At 68.5% G+C, this 13,014-nt stretch carries 9 protein-coding genes; 5 read left to right on the plus strand and 4 right to left on the minus strand.

Annotated features, from left to right (window positions below; genetic code table 11):
* Window positions 1-60: 60 nt before the first annotated feature.
* Both murJ and AB0P21_RS32500 read right to left on the minus strand, forming a co-directional pair.
* Window positions 61-1,716 (minus strand): murein biosynthesis integral membrane protein MurJ, encoded by a 1,656-nt coding sequence (gene murJ / locus AB0P21_RS32495; protein WP_363701610.1) that lies wholly within the window; start codon window positions 1,714-1,716, stop codon window positions 61-63.
* The gene (locus AB0P21_RS32500) at window positions 1,709-3,994 is read right to left on the minus strand and encodes a hypothetical protein (RefSeq protein WP_363701612.1); all 2,286 of its coding nucleotides are present in this window, start codon (window positions 3,992-3,994) and stop codon (window positions 1,709-1,711) included. Before AB0P21_RS32500 ends, murJ begins: the two co-directional genes overlap by 8 nt.
* 63 nt (window positions 3,995-4,057) lie before the next feature.
* Here AB0P21_RS32500 and AB0P21_RS32505 point away from each other — a divergent pair, with 63 nt between their 5' ends.
* Window positions 4,058-5,476: a CCA tRNA nucleotidyltransferase gene (locus tag AB0P21_RS32505; protein WP_363702327.1), complete on the plus strand. Its 1,419-nt coding sequence runs from the start codon at window positions 4,058-4,060 to the stop codon at window positions 5,474-5,476.
* Here AB0P21_RS32505 and AB0P21_RS32510 read toward each other — a convergent pair.
* Complete coding sequence (locus tag AB0P21_RS32510) at window positions 5,473-6,285, minus strand: aminotransferase class IV (protein ID WP_363701614.1); 813 nt, start codon at window positions 6,283-6,285, stop codon at window positions 5,473-5,475. The two genes, AB0P21_RS32505 and AB0P21_RS32510, sit on opposite strands and share 4 nt — an antisense overlap.
* A gap of 53 nt (window positions 6,286-6,338) precedes the next feature.
* On the opposite strand from AB0P21_RS32510, the gene AB0P21_RS32515 reads away from it, so the two are divergent.
* The 3 genes from AB0P21_RS32515 (at window position 6,339) to AB0P21_RS32525 (ending at window position 9,837) form a co-directional block, all read left to right on the plus strand.
* Window positions 6,339-6,956: a hypothetical protein gene (locus AB0P21_RS32515; RefSeq protein WP_363701616.1), complete on the plus strand. Its 618-nt coding sequence runs from the start codon at window positions 6,339-6,341 to the stop codon at window positions 6,954-6,956.
* Between the two features lie 90 nt (window positions 6,957-7,046).
* On the plus strand, window positions 7,047-8,612 hold the full coding sequence (locus AB0P21_RS32520) for an alkaline phosphatase D family protein (RefSeq protein ID WP_363701618.1): 1,566 nt from the start codon (window positions 7,047-7,049) through the stop codon (window positions 8,610-8,612).
* A 7-nt stretch (window positions 8,613-8,619) separates the two neighbouring features.
* Window positions 8,620-9,837: an amidase gene (locus tag AB0P21_RS32525; protein WP_363701620.1), complete on the plus strand. Its 1,218-nt coding sequence runs from the start codon at window positions 8,620-8,622 to the stop codon at window positions 9,835-9,837.
* Here AB0P21_RS32525 and AB0P21_RS32530 read toward each other — a convergent pair.
* Window positions 9,828-11,783, minus strand: coding sequence for a glycoside hydrolase family 30 beta sandwich domain-containing protein (locus tag AB0P21_RS32530; protein ID WP_363701622.1), 1,956 nt, complete (start codon window positions 11,781-11,783; stop codon window positions 9,828-9,830). The two genes, AB0P21_RS32525 and AB0P21_RS32530, sit on opposite strands and share 10 nt — an antisense overlap.
* 131 nt (window positions 11,784-11,914) lie before the next feature.
* Here AB0P21_RS32530 and AB0P21_RS32535 point away from each other — a divergent pair, with 131 nt between their 5' ends.
* Window positions 11,915-12,925, plus strand: a complete 1,011-nt coding sequence (locus AB0P21_RS32535) for a substrate-binding domain-containing protein (protein WP_363701624.1) — start codon at window positions 11,915-11,917, stop codon at window positions 12,923-12,925.
* Window positions 12,926-13,014: the final 89 nt, after the last annotated feature.

A 13,014-nucleotide genomic window follows, 5' to 3' on the forward strand; every position in this document is an offset into this window, starting at 1 on the left:
GGCCCCATGCTAATGCCCCGCTGACAGGACAAGTGATGCACGAGCTCACAAGCGGGCCGATCAGGACCTGCGACCCCGCCCCGGAAGCTTCGCTGTGACCGCGGACACCACGTCGGTGACCTCGTGGATACGCAGTACCCGCGCCACCCCGACGTACACCGGGAGCATCACGAGGCCGGCGATCCCGAGCTCGATCACGGCGCCCAGCGGTCCCTTCCAGTCGGTCACCGACTCGATCAGCGAGAGCACCGCCCGGCTGATCCCGGCGCCGACCACGGCGGCGATCACCATCGCGACCAGCGGCAGCCCGATTCCCGCGCCGGCCACCCGGGGCACCTTGCGCAGCAGCACCCGGCGGGACATCAGCACAGCCACCAGGTAGGAGAACGAGTACGCCGCGCCGAGCACCACACCGGAGTACCGGAGGTGTTCCTCGTCGAGCAGCACCCGGACGCCGATGGTGGCGGCCGCGATGTTGGTGGCCGCGATCACGCACTGCAGGAAGAACGGGGTCCGGGTGTCCTCGAACGCGTAGAAGGTGCGCAGTTGGAAGTACTGCACCGTGAACGGGACGATGCCCAGCGCGAGCGTCATCAAGGTGTAGGCCATCAGTTGCGTGTTGCCCGCGCCCGCGCCGTACCCGGAGATCACTGTGGTGATCGGATGCGCGAAGGCGACCATCGCGGCGGCCGACGGTACGACGATCGCCAGCGTCTGCCGGATCGATCGGGCGGAGAGCCGGGCCACCTCGGTGACATCGCCTTCGGAGGCCAGCGACGACATCTGCGGCAGCGCCGCCGTCGCGAGCGAGACCGTGACGATGCCGTGCGGCACCAGGATGATCAGCATGGCGGTGCTGTAGGCGACCAGACCTGCCTTGGAACCGTCGCCCTGGGAGGCGCTACCGGCGATCGCGAGCTTGGTGACCACGACCAGGGTCACCTGGTTCACCGCGACGAACAGCAGCGTCCACAGGCCCTGCTTGGCGGTCCGCCCGAGCCCAGTACCGCGCAGGCCGAACTTGGGGACGTAGGTGTGGCCGCTGGCCTTCAGGTAGGGCAGCAGCACCAGCAGCTGTACTGCGATGCCGAGCGTGTGGCCCAGACCCAGCAGCAGCTCCTCGCCGTGGGTGAAGGTCGCCGGGGAGTCGCCGGTGCGGTAGATGAACAGGAAGGCGACGATCGAGGCGCAGGCGACGATGTTGTTCGCGATCGGCGCCCACATCATCGGGCCGAACCGGCGGCGCGCGTTCAGCACCTGGCCGACCAGCACGAAGGCGCCGTAGAAGAAGATCTGCGGCAGGCAGAGCCGGACGAACATCAGCATCGCCGACCGCTCCTGCGCGCGGGACGGGTCGTGCAGCTCCTTCGGCAGGTAGAGCTCGGCGATCAGCGGCGACAGCACCACGCAGAGCACGGTGACCACGGCCAGCACGATGAAGCCGAAGGTGAGCAGCCGGTTGGTGAAGTCGCGGCCGCCGTCGTCGTGGTTCTTGATCGCCCGGACCAGCTGCGGCACCAGCACGGTGTTGAAGATGCCGCCGGCCAGCAGGATGTAGAGGCTGTTCGGGATCGTGTTGGCGGCGGTGAAGATGTCACCGCGCAGTTCGATCCCGATGGCGGCGGCGAGCAGGGCGATGCGAACGAATCCGAGCAGGCGGGACAGCACTGTTCCGGCTGCCATCACCGCCGCGGAGCGCAGGGTGCGGTCAGCCATCCTTCGTTCCGACTCCTTCTTTCAGGTTCTCGAGCTCGTCCGGGGCGGGGGCGAGGTCCTCGGCCGTCAGCGGCGCCGGGTTCAGCGCGTCGCCCTCGGGCTTGGCCGGGTTGCGTCGTTCGGACCGGACCCGCCGGTAGATCCGGACGATCGACGTGCCGAACAGCAGGGCGACCGCGGCGCCGACCAGGATCCAGCCGACACTGCCGTACTGCGCGGCCTGGATCACCAGTTGCTGCGATTCGCCGACCGGCTTCTTGTCCAGCGTGACCAGCTGCGCCTTGGCGTTGATGAGGCCGTTCTGCTCGGCACTCGCCTTCACCTGGAAGGTGCCCTTCTGACCGGCCGACAGGGTCAACGGGCGCTCGATGGTGATCCGCAGGTCGTTGCGGTTACCGGTCGCGGTGACCTCGAGCCCGACCCGGATGGAGACGTCGAGACCGTTCTCGACGGTCAGCGGGAAGCTGCCCTTGCTGCCCGACAGGTTCACCTTGATGCCCTGCTGCTGGCCCTTCTTGGTCGTGTTGGTGACCAGGTGGACGGCCTTGAGCTGGGACTCGACCGCGCCCCGCTGGTACGAGACGTAACGCTGGGCCTCGTCCGGGAAGGCGGTCCACTCGCTGGAGGACGAGCGCATCAGGGCTTCCGACATCCGGTTGCGGCTGTCGGTGGCAGTGGCTTGAGTCAGCAGGGCGTCGTACGTCGCGGTGGCGCCGACCAGGCCTTGGATGCCGGTCAGCTGGCCGCTGTTCAGCCCGGTCGACTCGGCAGGTGCGGCGGGGAGCTTGGTGGTCGCCTTGGGTTCGCCGAGCGTTCCGGTGCCGACGGCGACCTTGTCGATGCCCACCGGGGTGATCCAGGGGGTGGCCATCGCGTCGAGTACGGCGGAGAGCGGCGCAGCGTCATCGGAGTCCCAGCCGCGCGGCGGGACGACCGCGACAGTGGCCGCTCCGGTCCCGGTGCTTGCGAGCAGGGAGGTCTCGGCGGCGAACCGCTGCCGCAACTGCAGTGGCTGCTGAGCGGTCGCCGGGTCGGGGCCGCCCGCGAGCAGCGTGGAGTCCGCGATGACGGCCTTGACGTGCTTCGGCGCCGGACTGTCCGGGGTCAGGATCCGCTGGTACGGGCTGGGCTGCAGGTTCGGCCGCTCGTCGGCGGCCCAGGCGGAGCTCTGCACCAGATTGATGTCGTCCCCGCGCAGACCGGCGAAGCCGAAGGCGCCGGCGTCCAGCGTCTTGGCGGACACGTCACCGCCGTCGAGCCAGAGGCCGGTCGGGTTGCTCGGGGACTTCCCGCGCAGGTCGTACCCCGCGCTCCGGGTCCGCGAGTTGGAGACGATCTGCTTCATCGTCGGAGTCGCCGAAGCCAGGCTGGTGACGTCCGGGTCGCCGTACGGGAGCAGGACGACGGGGGTGTTCTGGCGGCTCTCGTCGAAGGCGTCCAGCCAGGCCTTGACCAACTGGCGACCGGTACCAGGCTTGCTGCGGCCTGGGCCGGATGCGACCCGGTAGGACTCGGAGTTGGCGATCAGCAGGGCTTCGTCGATCATCGCGGGGTCGACCAGCCAGCTGACCTGGCCCTTCTTGCGGAGCGCGAGCAGCTTGCCGAGCGAGCCGTTGGGGGCCATCGACTGGGCCAGCGACTCGTTCGTGAAGAGCCGCTCGCCGAGCAGGGTGGGCCGGTGGGTCAGTGGCACCACCAGCGCTGTGTTCACCTTGCGCGGTGGGGTCTTGGCCACCACCGGCATCAGGATCCGGCTCAGGCCCGCGGTGGTGCGGTTGATCTTGGTGACGTCGCCGCGGAACCGGACGCCGACCGAGTAGACGCCGGGCTGGCTCGAGATCTTCCACTCGCTCCACGGCACCACCAGCTTGAACGCGACCGAGGCCTTGGGGGCCAGCGGAGCGTCGTACCGCTGCAGCGTGGTGCCCTCGGGGTTGGTCAGCCCCGCGCAGTCGTTGCGGTCCTGCATCGGGACGTCGAGCTCGGTCGGGATGGCCGCGACCGCCGCCGCCGTCGAGAGCCGTTCCCGCTTGATACAGGCGTTGGCCTGCGAGTTCTGGAAGGTGGTCTGGCTGGTGTTGGTGACCCGGCCGGTGATGGTGACGGCCTGGCCGGGGATCGGGGCGGCCGGGATGAACGAGTCGATGGTGACGTCCACCAGCGGGTTGTCCTCCGCCGGGGCCGCGATCGCCTGCGTCGAGGCCAGCACAGCCGACGACGCAACGATCAACAGGCTCGCACCCGCGGCCGCGGGGAGCCTCAGTCGCCGTCTCAACACGCCGTCACCGTAACCTAGTTCCCCGTGTCCTCTACTCCCGACCGCTCAGCCTCTGCCGGATCGTTGTCCGCCGTCCAGCGGCAAGGTGTCCAGTCACTGCTGAAGATCGCCCCGGTGGTCGACGAACTCGGCAGCCGGTTCGCCGACGCCGGCCACGAGATCGCCCTGGTCGGCGGTCCGGTCCGGGACATTCTGCTCGGTCGCGGGAGCAAGGATCTCGACTTCGCCACCTCGGCCCGTCCGGACGCGGTGGAGCGGTTGCTGGCCGGCTGGGCGGACCACGTGTGGGACATCGGCAAGGCCTTCGGCACCATCGGTTGTCGGAAGGGTGACTGGGTTCTCGAGATCACCACGTACAGGTCGGAGTCCTACGATCCCACCTCGCGCAAGCCGGAGGTTGCCTACGGCGACAACCTGCAGGGCGATCTGGCCCGGCGCGACTTCGCGATGAACGCGATGGCGGTGCTGCTCCCGTCGCACCAGTTCGTCGACCCGTTCGGTGGGATCGAGGACGTCGCCAACAAGGTGATCCGGACTCCCGGGTCGCCCGAGGACTCGTTCTCCGACGACCCGCTGCGGATGATGCGGGCGGCCCGGTTCGCCGCCCAGCTCGGCTTCACCCCGGACGCCGGGGTGGTGGCCGCGATGACGGCGATGGCCGAGCGGATCACGATCGTGTCGGCCGAGCGGGTCCGCGACGAGCTGATCAAGCTGGTCTGCGCGCCGTACCCGCGGATCGGGCTGGACCTGCTGGTCGCCACCGGGCTGGCCGACCACGTGCTGCCCGAGCTGCCCGCGCTGCGGCTGGAGCTGGACGAGCACCACCGGCACAAGGACGTCTACGAGCACTCGCTGATCGTGCTCGAGCAGGCGATCGACCTGGAGTCCCGGATCGGCGTCGAGGTACCGGACTTCGTGGTCCGGTTCGCCGCGCTGATCCACGACATCGGAAAGCCGAAGACCCGCCGGTTCGAAGGCGCCGGCAAGGTCACCTTCCACCACCACGACGTGGTCGGCGCGAAGCTGGCCAAGAAGCGGATGAAGGCGCTGCGGTTCAGCAACGAGCAGATCGACCAGGTCGGCAAGCTGGTCGAGTTGCACCTGCGCTTCCACGGGTACGGCACCGGCGAGTGGACCGATTCCGCCGTACGCCGGTACGTGCGTGACGCCGGCGACCTGCTCGGCCGCCTGCACGTGCTGACCCGCGCCGACTGCACGACCCGCAACAAGCGCAAGGCGGATGCCCTGCGGTCGGCGTACGACGATCTGGAGAAGCGGATCGAGCGGCTGCAGGAGCAGGAGGAGCTCGACTCGCTCCGGCCCGACCTCGACGGCAACCAGATCATGCAGATCCTGGCCATAGGACCGGGCCGCGAGGTGGGCGAGGCCTACAAGTACCTGATGGAGCTCCGGATGGACGAAGGTCCACTGGGCGAGGAAGCCGCGCGCGAGAAGCTCCTGGAGTGGTGGAACGCCCGCTAGATCTCCTGCAGCGGTATCTCTTCGTAGGCCGTTGCGATCTGGTCGGCCGATTCTCGATCCACCCCGTACTGCGTAGTGCCGCTCGGCGTGGTGATCGAAGCGACCGGCAGCGCGGGGTCGATCGAGTTGGTCAGGTAGGCGGCCCGGTAGTCACCGAGGGCGGTCAGTGGAATGTCGACAGTTTCACGTGCAACATTCAGCGCGTCGAGACCCGCCTGCAGGGTCAGCATCGCGATACCGGGCAGCGCCGGCCCCGCGGGCCAGACCAGTCGGCCGTCGGCTGCGACGAAGCAGATGTTCCAGATCGACGCCTCTGAGACGTGGCCGGTTCGGTCGTAGAAAAGCGCGTCGTCGTAGCCGGCCAGGCGGGCGCGGCGGATCTCGTGGGTGAGCGTGAAGGTGCCCGTGTGCTTGAGATGCGGGGCAGCGCGCTCGTGCTCGACGGCGAGCAGGCGGGGCGGTTCGGTCGTGGGCTCGATCGGATCGGTGACCGTGATCAGCAGGTCGGGCTCGACCGGGCCGTCGAGGAAGGCTTTGTCCCGGCTGAAGGCGGTGACGCGGATCGACAGGTCAGCCGACGCCGAGCTGGCGAGCGCAGTACGGAGGTGGCCGCGGATGCGATCCGGGCTGACGCCGTGGCCGAAGAGTTCACGGGAGCTGCGGTCGAGGCGGTCCAGGTGCAGGTCGAGACCGCGGACCCGGCCGGCGCGGACCTGCATCGAGGTGAAGTGGCCGTAGGTCGTCGCGGTCAGCAACCCTGGGTCGTCGAGTGCGAGCGGCGCGTCGTTCAACTGCACGAGGTGGGTCACAGTCCCAGTCTGGCCTGACCAGTCCACTGTGCCGTCTGGTCTAGTCTCACGGCGTGGACCTCTTGAGCATCATCGGGTGGGGCGGCTCGGCGCTCGTCGTCGTGTCGTTGCTGCAGACCCGGATCCTGCGCCTGCGCGTGCTGAACCTGGTCGGCTGCATCGTGCTGGTCGGCTTCAACCTCGCCATCCCGGTCTGGCCGATGGTCGGCATGAACGCCGTCCTCGCCGTGATCAACGTGGTGCACCTGTGGCGTCTGCTCCGGCACCGCCACGACGACCTCGAGTACGCCGTACTGGAGGTCAACAGCGCCGACGCGTACCTCGGCCACGTGCTGGCCGAGCATCAGCGGGACATCAGCAAGTTCAATCCGGGTTTCACCAAGGCCGCCAGCCCGTACGCCTTCCTGGTCCAGCGCGGCGAGCGCACCATCGGCGTGGTGCTGGCCCACGACGCCGGCTCCGGCCGGGCCCAGATCGACCTCGACTACGTCCTGCCGAAGTACCGCGACTTCACCCCCGGCGAGTTCGTCTACCGCCGCAGCGACGTCTTCACCGACCACGGCTTCCACCAGGTGATGGCCCCACCGCGGATGCGCGACTCGGCCGGCTACCTGAAGAAGCTCGGCTTCCACCGCGACGGCGAGAACCTGGTGCTCGACCTCCCCGACTGATCCGGCGGGCTTTGGTCAGGTCTACCGACTGTCACCAATCGGTTGCGCTGAGGTCTTCCCAGATTCATCATTACCTTTCAGTATTTCTCCATGGCTGACCTCACCCGCAGGACCGTTCTCGGCGCTTTGGGCGTCGCCGGTGTCACCGCAGCAGCTCCGGCCACCGCCTGGAGCGCCACCGGTACTCCGTTGCTCCGCACCGCCGCCGATGCCTCGCCGACGCTCGTCCGGGGCGCCACCTTCCCCGAAGGGATCATGGCCGGAGTTCCGCGGACCGATGGCGCGACGCTGTGGACCCGGGTGCCGCGCGGCCTGTTCGACGGGGATGCCGAGTTGGCGATCGTGGTCTCGAAGCAGCGCGACCTGGGCCGCCCGGAGATCGTCCAGACGGTGATCGCGGAGAAGCAGTGGGACGGCTGCGTGCACTTCCAGGCGACCGGGCTCGCCGCCGGAGCGGAGTACTTCTATCAGTTCCGCGGCAAGGACTCCGTCAGCCCGGTCGGCCGCTTCCAGACCCTGCGGCCGGCCGACTCCAACCAGCCGGTCCGGATCGGCTTCTTCACCTGCCAAGGCTTCACCGAGGGGTACTACGCGACGCACCGCCACCTCGCCGCCGAGGATCTCGACCTGGTGGTCTGCCTCGGCGACTACGTCTACGAGGCCACCGTGCCCGGCGTCCGGGGGATCGATCTCAACCTTTATCCACAGATCCTGCCGACGATGCGGGCGAAGTACACGCTCTATCGCAGCGACCCGAACCTCAAGGCGATGCACGCGCAGCACGCGTTCCTGCCGCTGTGGGACGACCACGAGTTCCGCAACAACTACAGCAAGGACAACTGGACGCTGCCGGAGCTGTTCTTCCAGGAGAAGAAGAGCGCCGCCTGGCACGCCTGGTTCGAGCGGATGCCGGTACCGCGCTACAGCGGCGACATGACGCGGACCTACCGGTCGCTCAAGCTCGGCCGGACCGTCGAGCTGTTCGCCATCGACAACCGGCAGTACAAGGACGACCAGCCGTGTGACGACGGCGGCAGCATCATCTGCGAGGCGGCGGACGCCCCCGGCCGCAGCATGCTCGGAGCCGCCCAGAAGAGCTGGCTCGAGGATGGACTGCGTTCGTCAGGCGCTCGCTGGAAGGTGCTCGCCAACCCGAACATGATGATGGGCATGGTCACCGGCGCGGCCGGCGAACGCGCCTTCATGGACACCTGGGACGGGTACGGCGCCGAGCGCACCGAGCTGCTGTCGCTCGCCGCCGAGCGGGTGTCCGACCTGGTCGTGGTGACCGGCGACGACCACGACACGTTCTCCGGCGAGCTGTGGGACACCGGCTTCGCACCCGGTACGCCGGGCAACCCCGGCGGGACGCGGCGGGCAGGTGTCGAGTTCGTCGTACCGTCCGTGTCGTCCACCAACACCGGCGACACCAAGGGCGTCACCGGCGCGAAGGCGGAGGAGCAGAAGCGGCTGCAGTACAACCCGCATCTCAAGCAGGTCGACATGCGCCAGCACGGGTACGGCGTACTCGAGGTGACGCAGGACGACGCGACCCTCTCCTACCGAGCTGTGGACAAGTTGCATGCCAACGCCGGCGTCGACACCAGCTACCAGGTCCGTACTGCGCGCGGCAGCTCGACAGTCGAGGTGATCTGATGGGCAGATGACCCTAGAGGCGACCGCTGCCGCCGTCCGCGCCGGTGAGCTGGATCCGGTCGCCCTGGTCGAGCAGGCCTTGCAGCGAGCCGTCGACACAGCTGAGCTGAATGCGGTCGTCCACCTGGACGCCGAGGGAGCCAGAGCAGCGGCAAGGCAACACCTGACCGGGCCGCTGGCAGGCATCCCTGTGCTGGTCAAGGAGATCATCCAGGTCGCCGGTATGCCGTACCGCTGCGGCTCGGCTTCGATGGACGGCCTCGCGACGGCCGACGCCGAGGTGGTACTCCGCTTGCGCGCGGCCGGTGCCGTGATCATCGGGCTCAGTCACTCTCATGAGTTCGCCTACGGCTGCACCGGTACGTCGAACCGCGTCGGGCCTTGCCTCAACCCGCATGACCAGACCCGGATGACTGGCGGCTCGAGCTCGGGTGCCGCGGCCGCAGTGGCTGCCGGGGTGGTGCCGTTGGCGATCGGCACTGACACTGCGGGGTCAGTGCGGATGCCAGCTGCCCTGTGCGGGGTGGTCGGCTTCAAGGCGAGCCGGCACTCGCTGCCGGTCGACGGGGTGTTCCCACTGGCCCAGAGCCTTGACCAGGTAGGCGTGCTGACCAATTCGGTTGCCGATGCGGCTTACGCCATCGATGTGCTCTCCAACTCGGCTACTGCGCCGCTGACGCAGGCGCCTCGACTAGGGGTGGCGGGCAACCCGCAGTACCGGGAGATCGACGTGCAGGTTGGTGAGGCGTGGTCCCGAGCGTTGGCGAAGCTGGAGACCGTCGAAGTAGAGCTGCCGGACTGGCAGGCCACCCTGCGAGCCGGGGTTGACCTGCAAGGGCCAGAGGCTGTTGCCAACCACATGGGTCGAGACATCACGCAGTACCAGCCTGATGTGCAGTTGCGACTCCGTGAGGCGGCAGAGGTCCCAGCCTGGCGGTATGTCCAGGCACGGGCCGCAGCTGCCGACCTGACCGAGCAGCTGTCCGAGCTGTTGCACGAGGTCGACGCCGTCCTCCTGCCCACAGTGCCGATCGTTGCTCCACTACTCGACGCAGCTGACGTCCGGCCGAGGCTGATGCAGAACACCCGGCTGGCCAACCTCACCGGCTTCCCCGCGATCACCCTGCCACTACAGACCGCCGGCCTCCCGGTAGGTCTCCAGCTCATTGCCAGAGACAACCAGAAGGCCGGCGCCGTTGCAGCGTGGATCGAGGCTCAGTTGTAGAGCCTCACGTCGGCAAGGGACCACCAGTTGCCGGCCGTGCCAGTCGACGCGATCCGCACGTAGCGGGCTCGGGTCTGCTTCACGTCGACATTGGTGAGCTGCCCAGTGCCCGTACCGGAGGCCAGTGGCCGCCAGGTGGTGCCGTCGAAGCTGGTCGACACCTGCCAGCCGCGGGCGTAGTCACCAGCATTGCCGCCGCTGTCGATCGCGATCCGGCGGAACTGCTTCGCCATACCGAGGTCGACCTGCACGTACTGGTCGGCAGCCTGCGCTGCCTTCGACTGCCAGACAGTGGAACCGTCGGCGTCAAAGGCGAGTGCAGCATCAGCAGCCGGTACTGCGGAAGCCGTCGCGCCGTCCAGCGACACCGGAGTCAGCGACGTCTTGGGGGACCGGTCCCAGGTGAACGTCCCGATCGAGCCGCCAGGCAGCGTGTACTCGAAGGACTGGTCGCCGACAGCCACCGCGAAGGTCCGCGGGTCGTCGTTCTCGTTGTGGACAACCAGTGCGGTCGAGCCGTCCGGGTTGCGGAAGGCGGACGACATGAGCTGCCCGTTCCACCCGGTCGTCCCGTACGACGTACTGGCGATCCGCTGCGCACCCGTGCGGACGAACTTCGACAGGTGCCCGATCGTGTAGTACTCCGCGTCGGTGCTCACCGTGCCGTCCGGCTGCACGGTGACGAGCCCGGTGCAGGTGGTGCAGCCGCCGTTGTACGGGCCGCCCTTGTCGTCCAGCGCGATGTTCCAGTTCACGACCGACTTGGCCCAGTTGCGGGTGGTACCGAGCATCAGGGTGCGCGCGTGCCAGGTCAGCGTGCCGCGGAAGATCTGCGGCGGGGTGTCGTCGGCGCCGTGCGAGCCGGAGCACTCGGTGAACCAGATGCCCTTGTTCGGGAAGGTCTTCTGCAGGGCGGTCTGGTCGCTCGGGTTGCCGGAGTAGCAGTGGTACGCCGTACCGGCGATCCACTTGCCGGCCGGGCTGTCGAGCAGCTGGTACGGGTAGTCGGTCTCCGGGTCCTCGCCGGGCGGGGTGCCGTTGACGTCACCCGGGTGGGTGGTCCAGTTGTGGTCGTAGCCGAGGATCTTGGTCCGCGGGCTGACCGCGCGCAGCATCGGGCCGAGCTGCTCGATCACCGCGGCCGCCTGGCGGACCGGCATGTCGGTGCCCGGGTAGCCGCTCGGCTTGCGGTTCTGCGGCTCGTTCTGGATCGAGAGGAAGTCCACCGGGACGCCGGCCGCTTCGTACGCCTTCACGAACTTCACCAGGTAGCGCGCGTAGGCGTTGTAGATCTTCGGATCGTCCTTGAGCCGGCCACCGACCAGCGAGTCGCCGGTCTTCATCCAGGCCGGCGGGCTCCACGGCGTCGCCATCACCTTGAGGGACGGGTTGAGCTGCTTGGCCCGGCGGGCCAGCGGCAGGATCTTTGCCTGGTCGTGGGCGATGCTGAAGTGCCGCAGCGGGAAGTCGGTCTGCCCGGCCGGGACGTCGTCGTACGTGTAGTGCTGCGGGGCCGCGGTGAAGTCGGACGAGCCGAGGACCTGACGGAGGAAGCTCACCCCGATCCCCTGGTTGCGATCGAACAGCGAGCGCAGCGTCTGCTCCCGCACGGCAGGCGTCAGCTGGTAGAGCACCGCGGCCGACGAGTCGGTGATCGAGGCGCCGAAGCCATCCATCGTCTGGTACTTCGTACTGGGGTCGACCGTGATGGTCGTCTGCGCGCTCTGCCCCTTGGTGAAAGCCACAGGGGCGCGCTGGTGCAGCAGCTCGGCGCGGTCCGGGGTGGTCACCCAGACGTTCGCCTTGGTCCCCGAGCTCGTGCCGGTCGTGGTGGTGGCGGGCGTCGCCTTGGCAGCTGGCGGCTCGACCGCCTGGGCGCCGGCGGACAAGCCGCTGAGCAGCAGGGCCGAGCCGGCCACGACTGCGCCGATCGCAGGTCTCTTCATCGTTCTCCTCAGGTCAACCCCGATGTAACAAATGAAACACGAACGCAACATCTGCGCCTCAGGAAACGCTGACAGGCGGAGACTGTCAAGATCAGCTACCGTGCTGAGTGTGAAACAAAGCGATGTAACAAATGTCTGACCGGGCCACCGTCCGGGATATCGCGGCCGAGACCGGGGTGTCGATCGCGACCGTCTCGCGGGTGCTCAACCAGCAGGGCAACGTGGCGCAGCAGACCCGCGAGCTGGTCGAGCAGGCGGTCGAGCGACTGGGTGTGCGGGCGCCGAGTCCGCGGGGTGGCGCACCGAAGCCGGTCGGCGGGGCCGTCTATCTGCGCTGTCCGTACGTACTGACGGACTACTTCGGCGTGATCGTCTCGTCGATCGCGGAGACGCTCGACCGGCACGGCCGCCAGCTGGTGCTGAACGCGGGCGAGGCGACCCAGCACGAGCAGGTCCTCCCCAGGCTGCCCGCCCACCGCGATCTCGCCGGGGCGATCCTGATCCTGCCGCCGGAGACGAGCGACGAGCTGATCCAGCTCCGCGCCCGCCGTTTCCCGTTCGTCGTCGTAGACCCCCGTACTCCGCTGCCGCGCGACATCGCCGCAGTCTCCGCAGCCCACTTCAACGGCGCGCGGCAGGTCACCTCCCACCTGGTCCGCCTCGGCCACACCCGGATCGGCGTCATCGGCGGCCCCAGCGAATGGCTGGCCAGCGACGCCCGCCTGAGCGGCCACGCGGCAGCTCTTGCCGACGCAGGCATCCTCCCGGACCCCGCTCTGGTCCGCCCGATCCAGCCCACCACCGAAGACGGCCACCAAGCCGCCGCCCAACTCCTCGACCTCCCCGACCGCCCCACCGCCCTGATCGCCTTCAACGACAAAGCCGCAGTAGGGGCCCTCCAAGCCGCCACCACCCGAGGCCTGTCGATCCCCGACGACCTGTCGATCGCAGGCTTCGACGACCTCGACGTAAGCCGAGCGACCACGCCGACCCTCACCACCGTCAGGCAACCCCTGCAGGAGATGGGCCGAATGGCGGTGAGCCTGCTGATCCGCCTACTCGACCGCCACGAGGTAGAAGCCCTCCACGTCGAGCTGGCCACCGAGCTGGTCGTCCGCGGCTCGACCGGAGCGGCCCGTTGAGGCGGTGCCCCCGGTCAGCCACGCACACACAACCTCGCAGGACAACGCTTACCTCGGCGCGTCGCCGCCTGTCGGAAAGGTTGGGTGTG

It is taken from the genome of Kribbella sp. NPDC056861 (assembly GCF_040687575.1).
Classification (GTDB): domain Bacteria; phylum Actinomycetota; class Actinomycetes; order Propionibacteriales; family Kribbellaceae; genus Kribbella.